Source organism: Janthinobacterium tructae (genome assembly GCF_006517255.1).
GTDB lineage: Bacteria > Pseudomonadota > Gammaproteobacteria > Burkholderiales > Burkholderiaceae_D > Janthinobacterium > Janthinobacterium tructae.
In genome coordinates this window covers 4,494,850-4,514,348 of the sequence record NZ_CP041185.1, presented here as the reverse complement: position 1 = coordinate 4,514,348, position 19,499 = coordinate 4,494,850, and the positions used below count along the sequence as shown (strand labels likewise).

The following is a 19,499-nucleotide window of genomic DNA, read 5'->3' as shown; positions in this document are numbered from 1 at the left end:
GGACTACCGATTAATAGCGGTAGTGTTCAGGCTTGTAAGGGCCTTCTTGACGCACGCCGATGTAGTCGGCTTGCTCTTGCGTCAGTTCCGTCAGCTGCGCATTCAACTTTTTGAGTTGCAAACGGGCGACTTTTTCGTCCAGGTGTTTTGGCAGCGTGTACACGCCGACCGGGTAGTTGGCCGTGTTCGCGTACAGCTCGATCTGGGCGATCGTCTGGTTGGCAAACGACGAGCTCATCACGTACGACGGGTGGCCCGTGCCGCAACCGAGGTTGACCAGGCGGCCTTCGGCCAGCAGGATGATGCGGCGGCCCGACGGGAAGATGATGTGGTCGACTTGCGGCTTGATGTTTTCCCACTCGTATTGCTTCAACGAAGCAACGTCGATTTCATTGTCAAAGTGACCAATGTTGCAGACGATGGCCTGGTCTTTCATGCGCGTCAGGTGATCGTGCGTGAGGATGTGATAGTTGCCGGTGCAGGTGACAAAGATGTCGCCGTGTTCGCAGGCGTAATCCATGGTCACCACGCGGTAGCCTTCCATCGCCGCCTGCAGTGCGCAGATCGGATCGACTTCCGTCACCCACACTTGCGCCGACAGGGCGCGCATGGCTTGCGCCGAACCTTTACCGACATCACCGTAACCGGCGATGACGGCCACTTTGCCGGCGATCATCACGTCGGTGGCGCGCTTGATGCCATCGACCAGGGACTCACGGCAGCCATACAAGTTGTCGAATTTCGACTTCGTGACGGAATCGTTGACGTTGATCGCAGGGAAAGCCAGCTTGCCTTCCTTGTGCATTTGATACAAACGGTGCACGCCGGTGGTGGTTTCTTCCGTCACGCCGAGGATTTCCGGCAGACGCTTCGAATACCAGGTCGGATCGGTCAGCAAATGTTGCTTGATCGAGTTGAACATGCAGATTTCTTCTTCCGAACCGGGATTGGCCAGCACCGACAAGTCGGTTTCCGCGCGCACGCCCAGGTGCAGCAGCAGGGTCGCGTCGCCGCCATCGTCGAGGATCATGTTCGAATAGACAGCCTTGCCGTCCACGTTCGGCCATTCGAAGATGCGGTGCGTGTATTCCCAGTAGTCGTCCAGCGACTCGCCCTTGATGGCGAACACAGGCGTGCCGGCGGCAGCGATGGCGGCGGCAGCGTGATCTTGCGTCGAGTAAATGTTGCACGATGCCCAACGCACTTGCGCGCCCAGTGCTTCCAGGGTCTGGATCAGCACGGCGGTCTGGATGGTCATGTGGATGGAACCGGTGATGCGCGCGCCTTTCAGGGGCTGCGCTGCCGCGAATTCTTCGCGGATGGCCATCAGGCCAGGCATTTCCGTTTCAGCAATCTTGATTTCTTTGTTGCCCCATGCGGCCAAAGTGATATCGGCGATGGTGTAGTCGTGTTGCGATTTGAGTACGGCGTTCATCACGCCCTCCTTTCAGTTGAAAAAGGTACGTGAGCGCAGTTGCAGGATATTCCGAGCCTGGCGAATTTCTTCGTCGCAACGCTCCTCGGACACTGCATCATAACATTGGCCATGCGCCAGCGGCAACCATTAGTCAAGCGGGCCGGCCGCCTGGCAAGTCCGCGACGCGTGCTGGCGCCCTATGGTTTCTGCGGCGGCCAGTTCTTGCCCTGGCTGAGACAACTGGCGCGCGCGTCGGCATCGAGGCGCCGCGCCATTTCATCGGCCAGCTCGCGCAGGATGGGTATCATGTCCTTATCGGCCTTGCTGCCGTCGGTCGGGTAATTCGCGGCACGCATGGCCCATTTGCAGGTGAGCACGGGATCGGGCTTGATATTCGAGCGCCAGGCATCGGGATCTGTGGCGAGAAAACCACTGTCCGCATAGATGGTGAGCACATGCAAGGCCTGGCGTGCCGACATCTGCCCCATCAACTCGGTGAGTTCGGGCCGCATCTGGACCGGCGTTGCCAGCGAGCCATCGGGGAAAATAAATTTGCCGCCCGCCGCCAGGATCAGCACGGCATGGCCATCGCCCCCTTCTGCCTTGTCCAGCCATTGCCCCACCGTCAGCGTGGCTGGCGCCGCCACGGCAAGGGACAGGCCGAATGTCGCCACCAGAACAACAAACAGCGAGCGTACGTGCAACAAAGTCATGCCATTCCCCAATTGGTTTATTTGCAATGAATTGTAGCGTATCCCTATGGCAACGCCGCTCCGTACGCACTGTCGCGTGCGCCCATGAAAAAAGCGCCCGCGGCCTGCTGGCCGGGGCGCTTCTCATGCAAGCGGGCTAGATTACTTCAGGCCGGCAGCGTCGCGCAGCAGGGCGACCTTGTCGGTGCGTTCCCACGTGAATTCCGGCTCTTCGCGGCCGAAGTGGCCGTAGGCGGCGCTCTTCTGGTAGATCGGGCGCAGCAGGTCGAGCATTTGCACGATGCCTTTTGGACGCAAATCGAAGTGCGCCAGCACCAGCTTGGCGATTTCCGCGTCAGGAATCACGCCCGTGCCTTCCGTGTAGACGGTGATGTTGATCGGCTTGGCCACGCCGATGGCGTAGCTGACCTGCACCTGGCATTGGCGCGCCAGGCCGGCCGCGACGATGTTTTTCGCCACGTAACGGGCCGCGTAGGCTGCCGAACGGTCGACTTTCGATGGGTCCTTGCCCGAGAACGCGCCGCCGCCGTGCGGGGCTGCGCCACCGTAGGTGTCGACGATGATCTTGCGCCCGGTCAAGCCGCAATCGCCTTGCGGACCGCCGATGACGAAACGGCCCGTCGGGTTGACGAGGAATTTGGTCTCCGTCAGCCATTCGCGCGGCAGGATCGGCTTGATGATCTCTTCGATGACGGCTTCTTCGATCTGCTTGTGCGAAATTTCCGGCGCATGCTGGGTCGACAGCACTACCGTGTGCACGCCGACGGGGCGGCCATCGACGTAGCGCAGGGTCACTTGCGATTTCGCATCCGGACGCAGCCATGGCAAGCGGCCATCCTTGCGCAGCTGCGACTGGCGCTCGACCAGGCGGTGTGCGTAGTGGATGGCGGCAGGCATCAGCTCGGCCGTTTCATCGCAGGCATAGCCGAACATCAGGCCCTGATCGCCAGCGCCTTGATCCAGATCAATCCCAGCACCTTCATCGACGCCTTGCGCGATGTCGGGCGACTGCTTGTCGTAGGCCACCAGCACGGCGCAACCCTTGTAGTCGATGCCGTATTCCGTGTTGTCGTAACCGATACGTTTGATGGTTTCACGCGCAACTTGAATATAATCCACATTGGCGTAAGTGGTAATCTCGCCAGCCAGCACCACCAGGCCCGTGTTGCACAGGGTTTCGGCAGCCACGCGGGCGGTCGGATCCTGGGTCAGGATGGCGTCAAGGATGGCGTCGGATATTTGATCGGCAACCTTGTCGGGATGGCCTTCCGAGACCGATTCGGAAGTGAAGAGATAGTCGTTTGACATTGCAAGCTCCTGTTTACTATGTGAATGTTCTGTCGCAGTAAAGAGGGTTTTGCCTGCGACGCTTTAGCGATATTTATATTCCGCTTCGCAAGTTGTCTATTAACTCAGCGGTTACTGCATACGTGGTATTTTACGCTTCTTAAAAAATTTTGGCACGGCAACACGCCATTCCTGGAAACAGCTTATTCATGTTAGTCCCAATTTTCCGCTTTTTATCCCTCTTTCCCCTGCCCGTCCTGCATGGCCTCGGCGCTGCGCTCGGCTGGGTGATTTACGCCATTTCCCCGTCCTACCGGCGCCGCATGCGCGAGAACATGCAGGGTTCGGGGTTTTCGCAACACTTGCACACGGCCGTGGCTGAAGCGGGCAAGAGCGTGCTGGAATTGCCCTTCATCTGGTGCGCACCGCCCGAACGCGTGGCGCGTCATGCCACCGTGGAAAACTGGGAACTGGTGGAAAAGGCCTTGCAACACGGCCGCGGCATCGTCTTCCTGACGCCGCATTTGGGCTGCTTTGAAATTGTCGCCCAGCAAATCGCCCTGCGCACGCCGCTCACCGTGATGTACCGCCCGCCCAAGCGCGCCGCCCTGAAACCGCTGATCGAAGGGGCGCGCGCGCGCGAAAACCTGATGCTGGCGCCGGCCAATATGTCGGGCGTGCGCATCTTTGCCAAATGCCTCAAAAAAGGCCAGCCCATCGGCCTGTTGCCGGACCAGGTGCCACAAGAGGGTGAAGGCGTGTGGGCCGATTTCTTCGGCCGTCCCGCCTACACCATGACCCTGCCGGCCAAGCTGGCGCAGATGGGCGGCGCCGAAGTCATCATCACCTACGCCGAACGCCTGCCGGGCGGGCGCGGCTATATCGTGCATTTCGTGCCGTTTACAGAATCGCTGGACAGCACTTCGGCCGAGCAGGCGCGCACCATCAATGCGGCCATGGAAGAATTGATCGCGCGCAGCCCTGCGCAATACCTGTGGAGCTACAACCGCTACAAGGTGCCGCGCGGCGCGCCGCCGCCCACGGCGGCCAGCCCCGATGCCGCCAAGGAGCAGCCATGAGACTGCTGATCGCCTTCATGTGGCTGCTGCACTGGCTGCCCCTGCCCATCCTGGGCCGCTTCGGCGTCGGCGTTGGCAGCGTGTTGTTCCTGGTCATGCGCAAGCGGCGCGCGATCGCCCTGACGAACTTGCGTCTGTGCATGCCGCAATTGTCGGAACAGCAACGCGTGGCCCTGGCGCGCCAGCATTTCCAGGCCTATTCGCGCAGCGTGTGGGAGCGCAGCATCCTGTGGTGGTCGTCGGAAGAACGCCTGAACCGCCTGATCAAAAAGGTGCCCGCCTTTCCGGGCCAGCAGATCGCGGCCAAGCCCACCATCCTGCTGTGCCCGCACTTCGTCTGCCTCGACGTGGCCGGCGCCGCCACGGCGATGGAAATTTCCGCTTCATCGATGTATGTGCAGCAAAAGAACGCCGCCTTCGACCAGGCCCTGCGCGCCGGCCGTTCGCGCTTCAAGCCGCCCAAGCTGTTTACGCGCCAGGATGGCATCAAGACGATTCTGCGCGCGCTGCGCGACGGCTTGCCGTATTTCATGCTGCCGGACATGGATTTCGGCGAAAAGGATGCGGAATTCGTGCCCTTCTTCGGCGTGCCCGCCGCCACCCTGACGGCCACGGCGCGCCTGGCGCTGGCCGCCAAGGCGCAGGTGATTCCCGTCATCGCCACCTTTTTGCCCAATTACCAGGGCTGGCAAGTGACGTATTACCCGGCGTGGGACGATTATCCGGGCGACGACATCACAGCCGCCACGCGCCGCATGAACGAATTCATCGAAGAGCGCGTGCGCGAAGCGCCGGCCGAATACTTCTGGACGCATAAACGCTTCAAGACGCGTCCGCAAGGCGAAGCGTCGTTCTATAACCAGCACAAGTGATACGGCAAAACATGAAACTCCAATTTACCAAGATGCATGGCGCCGGCAATGACTTCATCGTCATCGACGCCATCAATCAAGATATCGACTTCACGCCGGCCCAGTGGCAGCGCCTGGCCGACCGCCGTTTCGGTATCGGCGCCGACCAGATCCTGGTGGTGGAAAAGCCGCGCCTGCCCGGCTGCGACTTCCGCTACCGTATCTATAACAACGATGGCGGCGAAGTCGAGCAATGCGGCAACGGCGCGCGCGCCTTCGTCAAGTTCGTCAGCGAAAAAGGCTTATCCGACAAGGCGAGCATCCGCGTGGAAACCATGGCCGGCATCATTGCGCCGCGCCTGGAAGCGGATGGCAGCATCACGGTCGACATGGGCGCGCCTGTGCTGGAACCGGCACTGGTGCCGTTCGATGCGGCTGGCCTCGCCGGTGCAGCGGAAGGCAGCGACACCTTGTGGCCGCTGGACCTGGCGCTGCCGGGCCACAGTAGCCCCGTGCTGGTGTCCGTCGTCTCGATGGGCAACCCGCATGCCGTGCAGGTGGTCGACGATGTCGACGCGCAAGACCTGGAACAATCGGGCCCGCTGATCGAACACCACCCGCGCTTTCCCCGCCGGGTCAACGCCGGCTATCTGCAGATCGTCGACCGCCATCACGTGAAACTGCGCGTGTATGAACGGGGCGCGGGAGAAACCCTGGCGTGCGGCACGGGCGCCTGCGCCGCCGCCGTGGCCGGCATCCTGCGCGGCCGGCTCGATTCCCCGGTGCGCATCAGCGCGCGCGGCGGAGAACTGTCGATCGCCTGGCAAGGCCCGGGCCAGCCTGTCCTGATGACGGGCCCGGCCGTGACCGTGTTCGAAGGCACGATCGAACTGTAAACAGGTAAAAAACAGGCGTAAAAGTCAGGCGGCCAGGAACTGCTGTTCCTGCGCGACACCGAGTTCGGCCAGGTAGCACTTCAGGCGGTACAGGCGTTGCCGGTAATTGCCTTCCGGCCCCGTCACGCCGCAATCGACGCGTTCGAACAGGCGCACCACCTGATCGAGCAGCTGGCGCTCCTGCGCCGTGCGGATCAATGCCAGGCGCCGCTTGCCGCGCCCATGCGTGGCGCTGATATCGATCAGCAGGCAATGTCCCTGGTCGGCCGCATGCAGATCGAGCAGCAAGGCCTCGGCACGCGACAGATGAAAGCGGCGCGCCAGCTCCAGCCGCGCCGCCAGCAAAGGGTGGCTCTGGCCCAGCTGGCGCAGTTGTCCATCGGCATGCAGGGCGGCAAACTGGCCCCAGTCGCCGGATTCGCCGTGTGGCGCGATCTTCGCCAGCGCCGCCTCCGCTTCATTGCTGCCCTGCGCCTGCGCCTGCAGCAGCCAATAGGCGGCACGCACATCGTTGTTGACACCGTCGCGGCGATTGCGCCAGGCATGCATGCCGCACTCGAGCTGGGCCGGGCCATGTCCCAGGTCGGCGGCCCGCTCCAGGCAGGAATGGGCTTCGACCACATTGCGCTGGGAAAATTCCGGTTTTGTATAGATGCGCGACAGCACGAACCAGGCTTCGGCCAGGCCCTGCTCGCCCGCCTGCGTCAGCCAGCGCACGGCCCGCTTGAAATTGGCCGCGCCGTTGCGCGTAGCCAGCCGCTGCCCATGCGCATCCATGCGCGCATAGCCGAGTCCCAGCTCCAGCTGCGCCGTGCGGTCGCCGCCATGCGCGGCCAGCTCGCAACATTGCCACCCCTCGGCATCGCCGCCAGGCGCCAGTGCCTGGGCGCAACGCGACAGCAACTGCACCTGCTGCGGGTCCAGCGCGATCGTGCGCGCCCCGGCGGCGGCCTGGCGCTGCAACAGCTCGCGCGCCAGCGGCAAGCCTTGCGACAGGAAGCCGGCATGGTTGTCCTGGCTCCAGGCCTGCTCCAGCCAGGCGTACAGGGGCGCATCGCCATCGAATGCGTGCTTGCCAGCGACGCCGGTATCGGGCACGCAGGCTGCGGATGCTCCTTCTTGCATGGATAACAACCATTGCGCATCGGGCAAGCCGGCGCGCACGGCGGCGTCCAGTGCCACGCGGGCCTTGGCGCGCAAGGTTTCACAACTGTTGGCGGCGTTGCCCAGCACCAGTTGCGCCAGCACCAGGCCCGCCTGCACCAGGCCCGCATCGAACGCCTGCGCGTAATACGGAATCAGCGTCCTGGCTGCCGGTTGCGCCACTTCGAACGGCACGTGCGTACCGATCAGCAAGCATGCTTCCTGGCTATCCTCCTGGGCCGCCCGCGCCAGCCAATGCAAGGCGGTCGGCAAGCTCTGCGGCACACCCTGTCCGAACAGATACAGCCGTCCCAACGCCAGCTGGCAAGCCACATCGCCCGCGCGTGCGCCCTTGATCAATCCTAATGTTTCGCGATTTGCCATCGATTCTCGATATTGAGTCAATGATTCTAATAGTAAGCCGTCTCCAGGCCCGTCCATGCAGGCCGTCCCTTAGTGTAACGTCCTTGTGTCATAAATCCGTCACAGCCGGCTTAAGAACTTGATTCAACGCAACAATGTCCTGGCCAGGACACGCCAATATGGCGAGGTGCCGCCACCGTGGCGATGGGAGAACGCCGGCCATCGGCGCAGGATCGGCAAAAACCGCGCGTTACAAAAATACAACAGGGCCATGGATTTATGACGCTTTTCACCAATCTTTTCACGCATATTTGACCAATCCCGCACGTCTTGCGCGCCAACGAATTAAGGTTCATTCATCGAAACGCGGTAATTGGCGCATTTCAATCTGCTCGGATCTCGGACGGAACTCACTTTTAATAGGGAATAAGACATGAAAAAATCACTCGTTGCCCTCGCACTCTTCGGCGCCTTTGCCGCAACCGCACAAGCGCAGTCGTCCGTCCAAATCTACGGCACGATCGATGCTGGCCTGGGCAAATTGACTGGTGAAACCACCAAAGTCACCAAGCGCGACAACAACAAGCTGGGCTTCAAGGGCACGGAAGATCTGGGCAATGGCTTGAAAGCTATTTTCCAACTGGAAATTCGCTATGAATCCGACACCGGCACCATCGAAAACACCTCGGGCACCAATTCGCGTCCACTGTTCCAGGGTCAGAGCCGCGTCGGCCTGCAAGGCAACTTCGGTACCGTGCGCCTGGGCCGTGGCCTGACCGCCTTCCAGGAATCGAGCACCGCGTTCGAACCATGGTCGGGCATGCCTACGACCGCCGGTTTCCAGACCGACATCACGGTAGCCGCCTACAGCAGCGATCCGCTGAGCGCGCCAGGCAACTCGAAAAACCGTTTCTCGAACGCCTTGTTCTACAACTCGCCAGTCTTCAGCGGCTTCCAGTTCAACGCCACTGTCGCCGCCAAGGAAGCAAACGGTAACGCCGTGGTTCCTGCGACGGCAGGCAACTTCTTGGTGCCAGCCAATGCCGTGCCAGCGTCGAATCCATACTCGATGTCGGCCACGTACAACTACGGCCAGTTCGCCGGTATGGCCGCGTATGAGCGCAATGGCTTGCAAGCCAAGCTGTGGTCGGTTGCCGCATCGTTCAATCCGGTAACGGAACTGAAACTGATGGCATCGTACCAGCATCAGGATGACAGCAACTTCAAGATCACCAATACGGATACCAAGGCATGGCTGATTGGCGCCAACTACGACGTCGGCGCAGGCAAGATCCGCGCTGGCTACGGTCAAAAAACACCGGACGGCGTGGCCAAGACCAAGCAGGCATCGCTGGGCTACGACTACAACCTGTCGAAGCGCACCTACCTGTACGCGGACATCTCGAATCGCAAGGACGTCGTTTCGAAGACCTACATCGGTCTGGGCGTACACCACAATTTCTAATGCCCCGCACCTCACCCGCCACGGGTGATTGCTGAGCAAGAAATGCAAGGCGGCATGGGCAACCATGCCGCTTTTTTCATGCGCGCGCGGAAAATGCATCGGCGCCCGGCCCTTTGCGCCTATGCCGGCGCACTCTCGGTTAGAATGAAGCGTTCATCCTTCTCTCTTCTGACTATCAATGACCGCCACACTCGATTCCAGCACCGTCGCCCAGTACCTGAGCGAGCATCCGACTTTCTTCGCAGAGCATACCGCGCTGCTCGGCGAGGTCAAGCTGAGCAGCCCGCTGACGGGACGCACCATCTCGCTGCAGGAGCGGCAGATGGAAGTGATGCGTGACAAATACAAGGCGCTCGAACTGCGCATGTCCAAGCTGAGCCGCCTGGCCGAGGAAAATGGCGACATCGCCAGCAAGTTCCACGGCTGGAACCAGGCCATGCTGCAAGTGCGCAGCGATGCGGCCATGCCGCGCGTGCTGGTCGATGCCCTGCAAAGCAATTTCGACGTGCCCTATGTCAGCCTGCGCCTGTGGCAAGTGCTGCCGGAACACGCCAATGGCTGGTTCACGGAAGATGTCACGGCCGACGTGCGCATGTTCGCCAACAGCCTGCAAGCGCCGTATTGCGGCAGCAACCGCGATTTCGAAGCCGTGCACTGGTTGCAGGCGGATAAAGTCGAATCGACCGTCATGATCGCCCTGCGCGCCCCGAACACCACGGGCACCTTCGGCTTGCTGGTGCTCGGCTCGCCCGACAGCGAACGTTTTACGTCCAGCATGGGCACGGACTTCCTCGTGCATATCGGCGCCACGGCCAGCGCCGCCCTGGCCGCGCTGCGCGCCTGAGAACCCCGTGGACGAAGCGCACGGCAAGGCCGAATGGCTGAGCAGCTACCTGGCGCAGCTGGCCACACAGCGCAAGCTCTCGCCCCACACCCTGGACGCCTACGGGCGCGACCTGCGCGCCTTGCTGGAACTGAGCGGCAATACGCCCTGGACGGCGCTGGCGCACAATGAAGTGCGCCGCTACACGGCCAAGCTGCACGCTGGCGGCCTCGACCCGCGCTCGATCGCCCGCAAGCTGTCGTCGTGGCGGGGCTTTTTCAACTGGCTCAGCGGCGAAACGGCACTCGACGCCAATCCCGTCGACGGCATCCGCGCCCCCAAGCGAGCCAAGACCTTGCCCAAAGCCCTGTCGGTGGACGACGCCGTGCGCCTCGTGGCGCCCGCGCAATACCAGCAGGGCGCCGCCGAGCCGGAACAACTGTGCAACCGCGCCATGTTCGAGCTGCTGTATTCGAGCGGCTTGCGCGTGTCGGAACTGACCAGCCTGGACACCCACTACTGCAAGGCCGAGGGCGGCCAGCCCGCCTCGCTGGGCTGGCTGGACATGGCCAGCTTCGAAGTCATCGTCACGGGCAAGGGCAGCAAGATGCGCAAGGTGCCCGTTGGCAAGGCAGCCCTCGTGGCGCTGGCCAGCTGGCTCGCCGTGCGCCCGCCCGCCGCCGATGGCAGCGCTGCCTTGTTTTTAAGCACGCGCGGCACGCGCATTTCGCCGCGCGTGCTGCAGCTGCGCCTGAAGGCGCACGCGCTGACCACCGAGATTCCCGCGAACGTGCACCCGCACGTGCTGCGCCACTCATTTGCCTCGCACGTGCTGCAATCATCGGGCGACTTGCGCGCCGTGCAGGAAATGCTGGGCCATTCCAGCATCACCTCGACCCAGGTCTACACAGCCCTCGATTTCCAGCATCTGGCGCACGTGTATGACCAGGCGCACCCGCGCGCCAAGCTCAAGTAGGCAGCCGCAGCCGTGGGCCAGCCTGATGCATATCAAGCCGATGGGCGCGCATTTGCAAGCATTTGCAAAATTCCGGCATAATCGTCCGCATTCTTCCGCTTGCGCGGTGGCACCATCGATTACAGCATAGGCATCTCTCATGGCACTGATTCCAACCACCATCCTCACCGGTTTCCTCGGCGCCGGCAAAACCACCTTGCTCAACCGCATACTGCAGGAAGACCATGGCATGCGCATCGCCGTGATCGAGAACGAGTTTGGGCAGGAAAACATCGACAATGAAATCCTGGTGCAGGATAGCAACGAGCACATCATCGAGATGAACAACGGCTGCATCTGCTGCACCGTGCGCGGCGACCTGATCGTGGGCTTGACGGAACTGGCGCGCAAGCGCGACGCCGGCCTGCTGGCATTCGACCGCGTCGTCATCGAAACGACGGGCCTGGCCAATCCCGGCCCCGTGGCGCAAACCTTCTTTGTCGACGAAGAAGTGGGCAGCCACTACATGCTCGACGCCATTATCACGGTGGTCGATGCCCGCCATGCGATGAAACAACTCGATGAATATGAGGAAGCCCAGCGGCAAGTGGGCTTCGCCGACAAGCTGCTGCTGTCGAAAACCGACCTCGTCAGTGAGGACGACGTGGCCACGCTGACACGCCGTTTGAAGCGCATCAATCCGCGCGCCCCCATCGCCAAGGTCGATTTCGGCCGCGCGCCACTGGCCGAAGTGCTCGACATCCGCGGTTTCAACCTGAACGAAAAGCTGGAACTGGACCCGGATTTCCTGGCCACGGAAACGGCGCACGTGCACGATCACGACAAAGCGCACGACCATGCAGATGAGCACGGCCACGAGCACAAGCATGCGCACGAGCACAGCGACGCCTGCGCCACCGATTGTGGCCACGCGGACCACCATCATGCGCAGCACAGCGACGATATCGCCGCCTTTGTTTTCAAGAGCACGCAACCGTTCGACAGCGCCAAGCTCGACGAGTTCCTCGGCGGCCTGGTGCAAGTGTATGGCCCACGCATGTTGCGCTACAAGGGCGTGCTGCTGATGCAGGGCGCCGAACGCAAGGTGGTCTTCCAGGGCGTGCACCAGTTGATGGGCAGCGACCTGGGCGCCAAATGGGGTGAAAACGAAGTGCGCGGCAGCAAAATGGTGTTTATTGGCAAAAATCTACCAAAAGACATTTTTATTCGCGGACTCGAACAATGTTTGGTATAAACTAGCCGGGTTTTGCAAAATACCCGTTGCAAAGCAGAAACAAAAGGGAAAGTTAAGCACGCTTTCCCGCTGTCCGACACCCGTCTTGCTGGTATAAACCAACAAGTGGCCGCCTCTGATCGGCTAGGCAACAAATCGGGATGGCAATATAAAGCAAAGCATGCCAAAATCAGCGACGAAAACGGCCCATGTCGTTCGCCTGTCATAAAATGCTGGCAAACTGCCGCTGGCCGCATGCCAGGCATGCAAGCGATCCACCCAACACGCCCGTTGTCGCGCGCATAGCGCGACTGGCATAGAGCGGTAAAAAGTTATCAACATGGCACCATAGCCTGCCGGTAGTCCTGGCTTTCGCCGGCAAGCCAAGGTCGCACGCAGTACAGCGGGACAGCAATGCCAAGCGGAACCTGTACAGTTGCTCGGTATCGCCGCATCAACTGATCAATTTGAAAACTCTGTCGTATCGAAGGTAAGCGAAGTTATGACCAAAACTAATAAATCGACCCCGGCCGCCAGCCAAGACATCCCCCTCATCAGCGAAGATCAAATTCGCGCCATGAGCGAAGATGACTACATGAATCCGGCACAACTGGCATTCTTCAAGGCGCGCCTGCAGCAGCTCGAAAAAGACTTGCTGAAAAACGCCGGCGAAACCACGGAACACTTGCGTGAAACCGTGCTCGTACCGGACCCTGCCGACCGCGCCACCATCGAGGAAGAGCATGCGCTGGAACTGCGCACGCGCGACCGCGAGCGCAAATTGTTGAAAAAAGTGCAGCAATCGATCGCCAGCATCGACGCCGGCGACTATGGCTGGTGTGAAGAAACGGGCGAGCCTATCGGCATCCCGCGCCTGATCGCCCGTCCGACCGCCACCCTGTCGCTGGAAGCCCAGCAACGGCGCGAACTGAAGCAAAAACTCTACGGCGACTGATCGCCCTCCCCTCGCGCGGCCGCCCCGGCGGCCCCGCGATGGCGAAAAAAAAGCACACAACTGCGGTTGCGTGCTTTTTTTTCGTCCCGCGCCGACTACACTGAAGCAGACGCGGCAGTGGCAAGTGCCGCTTGCAATTGTCTTTTCCATCCCCACTTTTGAGCCATGGGCGCGCAACCGCATGGCCTTGCACGCATCGGCACGAATCTTTTGAGGTCACTATGGAACAATTTCACGGCACCACCATCCTCTGCGTACGGCGCGGCAAGCAAGTCGCCCTGGGCGGCGACGGCCAGGTCACGCTGGGCAACATCGTCATGAAGGGCACGGCCCGCAAAGTGCGTAAGTTGTATCAGGGCAAAGTCCTGGTCGGCTTTGCCGGCGGCACCGCCGACGCCTTCACCCTGCTCGACCGTTTTGAAGGCAAGCTGGAAAAGCACCAGGGTAACCTGCTGCGCGCCTCCGTCGAACTGGCCAAGGACTGGCGCACCGACCGCGTGCTGCGCCGCCTGGAAGCGATGCTGCTGGTGGCCGACAGCGAGTCGACCCTGGTCATCACGGGCAATGGCGACGTGCTGGAACCGGAAGACGGCATCGGCGCCATCGGCTCGGGCGGCACCTATGCCCAGTCCGCCGCCAAGGCGCTGCAGGAAAACACGGACTTGTCGCCGGCCGAAGTGGTCAAGAAATCGCTGACCATCGCCGCGGAACTCTGCATCTACACAAACATGTCGCACATCATCGAAACGCTCGATTAAGCGCGCCTGAGCAAAGAATAGAAAGCCAACTATGATCATGAACATGACCCCGTCGGAAATCGTCACCGAACTCGACAAGCACGTGGTGGGCCAGGCCAAGGCCAAGCGCGCCGTCGCCATCGCCCTGCGCAACCGCTGGCGCCGCCAGCAGGTGGCCGAGCCCCTGCGCCATGAAATCACGCCCAAGAACATCCTCATGATCGGCCCCACGGGCGTCGGCAAGACGGAAATCGCGCGCCGCCTGGCCAAGCTGGCCGAGGCGCCGTTCATTAAAATCGAAGCGACCAAGTTCACCGAAGTCGGTTATGTAGGCCGCGACGTCGACACCATCATCCGCGACCTGATCGACATCGGCATCAAGCAGACGCGCGCGCTGGAAATGAAGAAAGTGCGCGCACGCGCCGAAGATGCGGCCGAAGACCGCGTCATCGACATCCTCGTGCCGCCGGCACGCGACTTCGGCTTCACGCCGAATACGCCAGCGGCCGTGGACAGCGGCAGCGGCGACAGCACGCGCCAGACCTTCCGCAAGCGCTTGCGCCAGGGCGAGCTCGATGACAAGGAAATCGAGATCGAGCTGGCCGAAGCGGGTCCGCAGATGGAAATCATGGCGCCGCCGGGCATGGAAGAAATGACGGAGCAGATCAAGTCCATGTTCTCGGGCGTGGGCGGGCAGCGCAAGAAGGCGCGCAAGGTCAAGATCCGCGAAGCGCTCAAACTGCTGGTCGAGGAAGAAGCGGCCAAGCTGGTCAACGAGGATGAGCTGAAACAGAAGGCCATCCAGAACGTCGAGCAGAACGGCATCGTCTTCCTCGATGAAATCGACAAGATCGCCTCGCGCTCGGAATCCGGCGGCGCCGACGTTTCGCGCGCCGGCGTGCAACGCGACCTGCTGCCGCTGGTCGAAGGCACGACCGTCAACACCAAGTACGGCATGATCCGCACGGACCACATCCTGTTCATCGCCTCGGGCGCCTTCCACCTGTCGAAACCGTCCGACCTGATTCCCGAGCTGCAGGGGCGTTTCCCCATCCGCGTGGAACTGGAATCGCTGTCGATCTCGGACTTCGAACGCATTCTGACGAGCACCGACGCCTGCCTGACGATGCAGTACGAAGCCTTGCTGGCGACGGAAAACCTGACCTTGCAATTCGCCCCGGAAGGCATCACGCGCCTGGCGGAAATCGCCTATGCAGTCAACGAGCGCACGGAAAACATCGGCGCGCGCCGCCTGCACACGGTGATGGAAAAGCTGCTGGAAGAAGTGTCGTTTACGGCCAGCGAAAACAGCAGCAGCACAGAAAACCTGCTGGTGATCGATGCCGCGTACGTGAATGAACGCCTGGAAGCGCTGTCGGTCAACGAGGACCTGTCGCGCTACGTGCTGTAATCAGGGAGGGGGAAACCGATGGCAAACAAGGCATTGGCGACGCGGCAGAAAATGCAGTTCCGCGTCGAACCCTCGCAAAAGCCGCGCAACCCGGTCGCCACGGCCGCCCTGCAGCGCGCCGCCGGCGCGCACGTGAAGACCGTGTCAGGCCAGCGCCAGCAGGAAAAACGCCTGCTGGCGAAACTGCTGCTGAAGGTTGACGTCAAAGACTGATCTGGAAATGTCCATGGCAAGGCGCATGGACGAAGACAGTATGAGTAGTACGGCGAGGCCGTGCAACGCCGCTATGGACATTTCAGGCCGCCCGCGGACACCCCTTCTATAGGGCGTCCGCCATCAGGCCATCGTCTGCTGAACGCCCCCCTTAGAAGCGGTAGGACGCGCCCAGTGAAAACATGTCGACCTTGGTCGTTTGCCTGCTGTTGTACTTGACGGGCACGCGGTCCCAATCGAGGTGCAGCGACCAGTTCTGGTTCAGCGCATACGCCGCGCCGACGCCATAGATCAAGCCGATCTTGTCCTTCTTGTCCGAACCGCCGCCCAGATAATCGACCTTGCCCTGCGTATAGGCGGCACCGGCGCGTCCGCTCAGGCTGAAGGCATCGAACTGGTAGGCGAGCACGCCTTGCATGCCGAGGCCCGTGAACTTGCCGCGGCCGGCGCGCTTGCCGGCGCCCGTGTCGAAGCCGGACTTGACCTCTCCCCCCAGATACCCCACCAGCTCAACCGAAGGCAGGGCCACGCCGCCCTGAAACGGCAGCGCGTCGAAACTGTAACCCAGGTAGGCCTTGCCGCTGCGCTTGCTGCTTTTGTCGCAATCGGCTTGTCCTGACACGCAATCGAGGCCGCTATTGGCGCGAAAGCCATAGCTGGCGCCCGCGTAGAAAGGACCTGGTGCAGGCTCGGCAGCGGCGGCATGCAGGGGAGCGATGCTGGCCAGCGCCAGCAGCGCTGCGGGGAAACGGAAAGATGGGAACATGGATAACCTCTACAAGTGGATGGATTGCCTGGTTGTAGCGCGCTGCGCGAGCCACAAGCGGGAGTGTCATCGCTTTTGCCGAAAAGTACTATCATCTTGTGCAAAGTGTCATTAAGGGCTACATTCGGTACCGTCATCCGCCACCAAACTTGTAAAAAAGGATATCTCGTGAGTTCACCTGAACTGGTTTTGCGCGTGCTGCGCACCCAATTGCGCGCCGCCGGCATCACGTACAAGGTATTGGCCGAGCGCATCGCCATGAGCGAATCGAGCGTCAAGCGCATGTTTGGCCAGCACGACATGTCGCTCTCGCGCCTGGCCCTGATCTGCAAGGCCTCGGGCATCGCCATGGAAGACGTGCTGCGCGGCGCGGCCGACATCACGCCGCATGCCGACACGCTCACCCTGGTGCAGGAAAAGTCGCTGGTGGCGCATCCGCGCCTGCTGCTGGTGGCGATCTGCTGCCTCGGCCACTGGAGCCTGGAGCAGGTGGTGGAAACGTATGCGCTGACGCAGGCCGAGTGCATAGTCTGCCTGGCCGAACTGGACCGGCTGGGATTGATCGAACTCAAGCCGCTGAACCGCTACAGCCTGCGCGTCTCGAACGCCTTCCACTGGCTGGCCGACGGCCCGGTGCAGCAGTACTTCCGCGAACATGTGGTAGCCGATTATTTCAGCGGGCATTTTGACGGTGCCGGCGAAACCCTGATGTGCATCCCGGCGCGCCTGTCGCTGTCGAGCGCGCAGGAACTGGTGCAAAAGATCCGCCAGCTGGCCGAGGAACTGGCGCGGCTGCACCAGAACGACCGCCGCCTCGCGCCCGCCGAGCGCGATGGCTTTACCCTGCTGCTGGGGTTTCGCTCATGGGAATTTGCCGCCTTCACGGCTCTGCGCCGCAGCACGGCCGCCGCCGGCTACCAAACGGGTCCCAGGAACAGATAGAAGGTGCTCTCGCCGCCCTTCGATGCGCCCGAGGCCACGTACACGGGGCCGAAACGCGTATCGACGGAGATGAAGGCGCTGCTGGCCTGCGTGAACTTGCTGGATTTCCAGCGCTCGTTCTGGTCAAAGCCGCCGCCCATTTCCAGCGAAAAGCCGGCCCGCACGGCGCCGCCGAGAGTACTGGGCAGGGAAGCGATGCGGCGCGCCATCACCACGCGCGCCAGGGCGATGCTGCGCCCGCTCACCGATTGAGAATCCGTGCCGGACAGGCGCAGGAAGCCGCCCAGGCTGAGTGGTGCCTCGCCGCGCTGCGCGCGCGCCCATTCGCCATACACGTGGCCGGCCCAGTTGCCGTAACCGAAAGCCTTCAATGCCGTCAGCGAAGAGCGGCCCAGCGCCGCCTCGCCCGAACCCGTGGTCGAGGCGCGCGTCCAGGTCGCATCGAGCAGCGCGCCGCGCGTGGGGAAGCCCGGCGAATCGAGCGTATCGACGCGGAACTCGACAAACTGGGTGGTGCCCAGCCCACGCGACTCAGGCTGCGTGGGATCGGCCGGTATCGCCAGCTTGCCCTTGATCTCCGTGCGCGTGACACCGAACTGCAAATCGCCCCAGGTACCGAACTCGCGTCCCAGCACCAGCGCCGCCGTCTGGCCGCTATACGCCACGCGCGCGCTGCGCCGGCCCTGGTCGAAGACATCCATCGCCGACGAGGTGTATTGCAGCTGCGGCGCGATGTACCACGGGTTGCCTGCGCCCAGCGGCTGCCAGAACTGCACACCATAGCCGCGCGCATTGCCGATCTGCGCCATGCTGCGCAATTCGCCACCCCAGCTGTTCAGATTCGAACGCACGTGCAGCAGCTTCAGCGCGAAGCTGTTGCTGTCTCTGAAATCGCTGGACAGCTCCAGGCCCACGCGCAGGCGGTTGCTGGCCCATGGCGCTTCGACCGCCTTGACGCTGACCGTGCGCTGGTCGCCGGCATCGACCACGTCCGTCTCCACGCGCGCCACGTCGCCCCGGCCATACAGCCTGGCCGCCGCCTTGAGTACATCCTCCTGGCTGACGGCCTGCCCTTCCACCAGGCCCGATTGCGCCTGCAGGATGCGCGGATTGATGTCGCCTTCGCTCTCCACAGCCAGGCGCGTGAGCGGCAGGGCCACGTCCAGCAAGGCCGGCGCCGCCAGGCGCAGCTGCTCGCGCGCCGCATACTGTTCCGGCGGCAGGGCCAGCGGTGCCAGGCGGGCGGCCAGCGCCTGCGCCGCCTGTTCGCCGGCGCGCATGGCGCGCGCATAGTTTTCGAAATCGAGGAAGCTGACGCCCGTCAGATCCGGCGCCACCAGGATATCCTGCGGACGCAATTCCTTGAGCGAGCGCTGCACGTTCTGCTCCGTGAGAATCTGCAGCATCTGCTGCGCCACGCCGATGGCGCTGCCCAGGTCTTTTTCCGGCGCCAGCGGCGTGCCCACGTTGACAGCGATGATGATGTCGGCACCCATGGCGCGCGCCATGTCGACGGGCAGGTTGCGCACCAGGCCCCCGTCCACTACCAGGCGGTTATTCACGCGCACGGGGGCAAACACGCCAGGCACGGCCAGCGAGGCGCGCATCGACAGGAACAGCGGCGTGTCGACCAGTTCCACCAGCTCGCCATTGACCAGGTCCGACGCCACCGAACGGAAGGGCAAGGGCAGCTGGCTGGCGGGGCGGTCGCGCATGCCGGCCGGCAGCAGGCGGTTCAGCGCCATTTCCAGCGCCGCATTGCTGGCCGCGGCCGGCGGCGTGGAGATGCCGTTGCGGCTGATGCCAAACTCGATGCGCGACGGCAGCAATAAATCTTCCTCGCGGCGGCGGAACGCCAGTTCGTCGCGCGGTGGCCGGTCGGCCACCACGCGCGCCCAATTGGTCTCGCGCGCCATCTTTTCCAGGTCCGCCACGGAAGCGCCGGCCGCATACGCGCCGCCCACCACGCCACCCATGCTGGTGCCCACCACCATGTCGATCGGCACATGCAGCTCCTGCAGCACTTTCAATACGCCGATATGCGCGAGACCACGCGCGCCGCCGCCCGACAGCACCAGTGCAATGCGCGGGCGCGCCGCTACGGACGCAGGCGCGACCAGCGCGGGAGCGGAGGCAACGGTGGCGGCGGGAACATCAGCGGCGGCGCCGGCTTGCGGCAAGGCGCACAGCGCCGCCACGCAGCCTGCTGCCAGGACGGCACGAATCGAAAACATGAGGACTCCTGTCGC

The 19,499-nt window shown here is 62.5% G+C and carries 18 protein-coding genes and 1 riboswitch; of the genes, 12 read left to right on the top strand and 6 right to left on the bottom strand.

Annotated elements, in window-relative coordinates:
- Positions 1-10 precede the first annotated feature (10 nt).
- The 3 genes from ahcY to metK all read right to left on the bottom strand — a co-directional run bounded on the left by ahcY (position 11) and on the right by metK (position 3,438).
- Entirely contained in the window at positions 11-1,435 is a 1,425-nt protein-coding gene (gene ahcY, locus FJQ89_RS19820; RefSeq protein WP_141171420.1) for an adenosylhomocysteinase, read from the bottom strand.
- 24 nt (positions 1,436-1,459) lie between these two features.
- Positions 1,460-1,528, bottom strand: a riboswitch (S-adenosyl-L-homocysteine riboswitch).
- A gap of 86 nt (positions 1,529-1,614) precedes the next feature.
- On the bottom strand, positions 1,615-2,130 hold the full coding sequence (locus FJQ89_RS19815) for a hypothetical protein (RefSeq protein ID WP_141171419.1): 516 nt from the start codon (positions 2,128-2,130) through the stop codon (positions 1,615-1,617).
- Positions 2,131-2,271: 141 nt separating this feature from the next.
- Complete coding sequence (gene metK / locus FJQ89_RS19810; RefSeq protein WP_071079821.1) at positions 2,272-3,438, bottom strand: methionine adenosyltransferase; 1,167 nt, start codon at positions 3,436-3,438, stop codon at positions 2,272-2,274.
- 188 nt (positions 3,439-3,626) lie between these two features.
- Here metK and FJQ89_RS19805 point away from each other — a divergent pair, with 188 nt between their 5' ends.
- From FJQ89_RS19805 to dapF, 3 genes are read left to right on the top strand one after another with little or no spacing between them, the layout of a single operon-like run.
- Positions 3,627-4,496: a lysophospholipid acyltransferase family protein gene (locus tag FJQ89_RS19805; protein ID WP_141171418.1), complete on the top strand. Its 870-nt coding sequence runs from the start codon at positions 3,627-3,629 to the stop codon at positions 4,494-4,496.
- Complete coding sequence (locus tag FJQ89_RS19800) at positions 4,493-5,368, top strand: LpxL/LpxP family acyltransferase (RefSeq protein ID WP_141171417.1); 876 nt, start codon at positions 4,493-4,495, stop codon at positions 5,366-5,368. Before FJQ89_RS19805 ends, FJQ89_RS19800 begins: the two co-directional genes overlap by 4 nt.
- Positions 5,369-5,379: 11 nt before the next feature.
- The gene (dapF, locus tag FJQ89_RS19795; protein WP_141171416.1) at positions 5,380-6,243 is read left to right on the top strand and encodes a diaminopimelate epimerase; all 864 of its coding nucleotides are present in this window, start codon (positions 5,380-5,382) and stop codon (positions 6,241-6,243) included.
- Positions 6,244-6,267: 24 nt separating this feature from the next.
- Here the strand turns inward: dapF and FJQ89_RS19790 are convergent, their stop codons facing one another.
- Positions 6,268-7,770: a tetratricopeptide repeat protein gene (locus FJQ89_RS19790; protein WP_141171415.1), complete on the bottom strand. Its 1,503-nt coding sequence runs from the start codon at positions 7,768-7,770 to the stop codon at positions 6,268-6,270.
- A 412-nt stretch (positions 7,771-8,182) separates the two neighbouring features.
- Between FJQ89_RS19790 and FJQ89_RS19785 the strand changes: the two genes are divergently transcribed.
- From FJQ89_RS19785 to FJQ89_RS19750, 8 genes are all read left to right on the top strand, one after another.
- Positions 8,183-9,214 (top strand): porin, encoded by a 1,032-nt coding sequence (locus FJQ89_RS19785; RefSeq protein WP_141171414.1) that lies wholly within the window; start codon positions 8,183-8,185, stop codon positions 9,212-9,214.
- Between the two features lie 178 nt (positions 9,215-9,392).
- Positions 9,393-10,058, top strand: a complete 666-nt coding sequence (locus tag FJQ89_RS19780; protein ID WP_141171413.1) for a DUF484 family protein — start codon at positions 9,393-9,395, stop codon at positions 10,056-10,058.
- Between the two features lie 7 nt (positions 10,059-10,065).
- Entirely contained in the window at positions 10,066-11,013 is a 948-nt protein-coding gene (locus tag FJQ89_RS19775; protein WP_141171412.1) for a tyrosine recombinase XerC, read from the top strand.
- Positions 11,014-11,152: 139 nt separating this feature from the next.
- Positions 11,153-12,247 carry a CobW family GTP-binding protein gene (locus tag FJQ89_RS19770; RefSeq protein WP_141171411.1) on the top strand — a complete coding sequence of 365 codons (1,095 nt, stop codon included), beginning with the start codon at positions 11,153-11,155 and terminating at the stop codon, positions 12,245-12,247.
- A gap of 481 nt (positions 12,248-12,728) precedes the next feature.
- The gene (gene dksA, locus FJQ89_RS19765) at positions 12,729-13,181 is read left to right on the top strand and encodes an RNA polymerase-binding protein DksA (protein WP_071079830.1); all 453 of its coding nucleotides are present in this window, start codon (positions 12,729-12,731) and stop codon (positions 13,179-13,181) included.
- A gap of 221 nt (positions 13,182-13,402) precedes the next feature.
- Positions 13,403-13,939, top strand: a complete 537-nt coding sequence (gene hslV / locus FJQ89_RS19760) for an ATP-dependent protease subunit HslV (RefSeq protein WP_010394217.1) — start codon at positions 13,403-13,405, stop codon at positions 13,937-13,939.
- 37 nt (positions 13,940-13,976) lie between these two features.
- A complete protein-coding gene (hslU, locus tag FJQ89_RS19755; RefSeq protein WP_141171410.1) occupies positions 13,977-15,329 on the top strand; it encodes an ATP-dependent protease ATPase subunit HslU in 1,353 nt (450 codons plus the stop codon).
- An 18-nt stretch (positions 15,330-15,347) separates the two neighbouring features.
- Positions 15,348-15,542, top strand: coding sequence for a hypothetical protein (locus FJQ89_RS19750; protein WP_077398720.1), 195 nt, complete (start codon positions 15,348-15,350; stop codon positions 15,540-15,542).
- A gap of 151 nt (positions 15,543-15,693) precedes the next feature.
- On the opposite strand, the gene FJQ89_RS19745 is transcribed toward FJQ89_RS19750, so the two are convergent.
- Positions 15,694-16,308 carry an outer membrane protein gene (locus tag FJQ89_RS19745; protein WP_141171409.1) on the bottom strand — a complete coding sequence of 205 codons (615 nt, stop codon included), beginning with the start codon at positions 16,306-16,308 and terminating at the stop codon, positions 15,694-15,696.
- Positions 16,309-16,476: 168 nt separating this feature from the next.
- On the opposite strand from FJQ89_RS19745, the gene FJQ89_RS19740 reads away from it, so the two are divergent.
- Positions 16,477-17,250 carry a helix-turn-helix domain-containing protein gene (locus tag FJQ89_RS19740; RefSeq protein ID WP_243136143.1) on the top strand — a complete coding sequence of 258 codons (774 nt, stop codon included), beginning with the start codon at positions 16,477-16,479 and terminating at the stop codon, positions 17,248-17,250.
- On the opposite strand, the gene FJQ89_RS19735 is transcribed toward FJQ89_RS19740, so the two are convergent.
- Entirely contained in the window at positions 17,223-19,484 is a 2,262-nt protein-coding gene (locus FJQ89_RS19735) for a patatin-like phospholipase family protein (protein WP_141171408.1), read from the bottom strand. The genes FJQ89_RS19740 and FJQ89_RS19735 overlap by 28 nt on opposite strands.
- Positions 19,485-19,499: the final 15 nt, after the last annotated feature.

What these genes read in the sequence shown, in the direction of transcription:
- ahcY (WP_141171420.1), bottom strand. Translation starts at nt 1,435, where the DNA reads ATGAACGCCGTACTCAAATCGCAACACGACTACACCATCGCCGATATC.
- FJQ89_RS19815 (WP_141171419.1), bottom strand. Translation starts at nt 2,130, where the DNA reads ATGACTTTGTTGCACGTACGCTCGCTGTTTGTTGTTCTGGTGGCGACA.
- metK (WP_071079821.1), bottom strand. Translation starts at nt 3,438, where the DNA reads ATGTCAAACGACTATCTCTTCACTTCCGAATCGGTCTCGGAAGGCCAT.
- FJQ89_RS19805 (WP_141171418.1), top strand. Translation starts at nt 3,627, where the DNA reads ATGTTAGTCCCAATTTTCCGCTTTTTATCCCTCTTTCCCCTGCCCGTC.
- FJQ89_RS19800 (WP_141171417.1), top strand. Translation starts at nt 4,493, where the DNA reads ATGAGACTGCTGATCGCCTTCATGTGGCTGCTGCACTGGCTGCCCCTG.
- dapF (WP_141171416.1), top strand. Translation starts at nt 5,380, where the DNA reads ATGAAACTCCAATTTACCAAGATGCATGGCGCCGGCAATGACTTCATC.
- FJQ89_RS19790 (WP_141171415.1), bottom strand. Translation starts at nt 7,770, where the DNA reads ATGGCAAATCGCGAAACATTAGGATTGATCAAGGGCGCACGCGCGGGC.
- FJQ89_RS19785 (WP_141171414.1), top strand. Translation starts at nt 8,183, where the DNA reads ATGAAAAAATCACTCGTTGCCCTCGCACTCTTCGGCGCCTTTGCCGCA.
- FJQ89_RS19780 (WP_141171413.1), top strand. Translation starts at nt 9,393, where the DNA reads ATGACCGCCACACTCGATTCCAGCACCGTCGCCCAGTACCTGAGCGAG.
- FJQ89_RS19770 (WP_141171411.1), top strand. Translation starts at nt 11,153, where the DNA reads ATGGCACTGATTCCAACCACCATCCTCACCGGTTTCCTCGGCGCCGGC.
- dksA (WP_071079830.1), top strand. Translation starts at nt 12,729, where the DNA reads ATGACCAAAACTAATAAATCGACCCCGGCCGCCAGCCAAGACATCCCC.
- hslV (WP_010394217.1), top strand. Translation starts at nt 13,403, where the DNA reads ATGGAACAATTTCACGGCACCACCATCCTCTGCGTACGGCGCGGCAAG.
- hslU (WP_141171410.1), top strand. Translation starts at nt 13,977, where the DNA reads ATGAACATGACCCCGTCGGAAATCGTCACCGAACTCGACAAGCACGTG.
- FJQ89_RS19750 (WP_077398720.1), top strand. Translation starts at nt 15,348, where the DNA reads ATGGCAAACAAGGCATTGGCGACGCGGCAGAAAATGCAGTTCCGCGTC.
- FJQ89_RS19745 (WP_141171409.1), bottom strand. Translation starts at nt 16,308, where the DNA reads ATGTTCCCATCTTTCCGTTTCCCCGCAGCGCTGCTGGCGCTGGCCAGC.
- FJQ89_RS19735 (WP_141171408.1), bottom strand. Translation starts at nt 19,484, where the DNA reads ATGTTTTCGATTCGTGCCGTCCTGGCAGCAGGCTGCGTGGCGGCGCTG.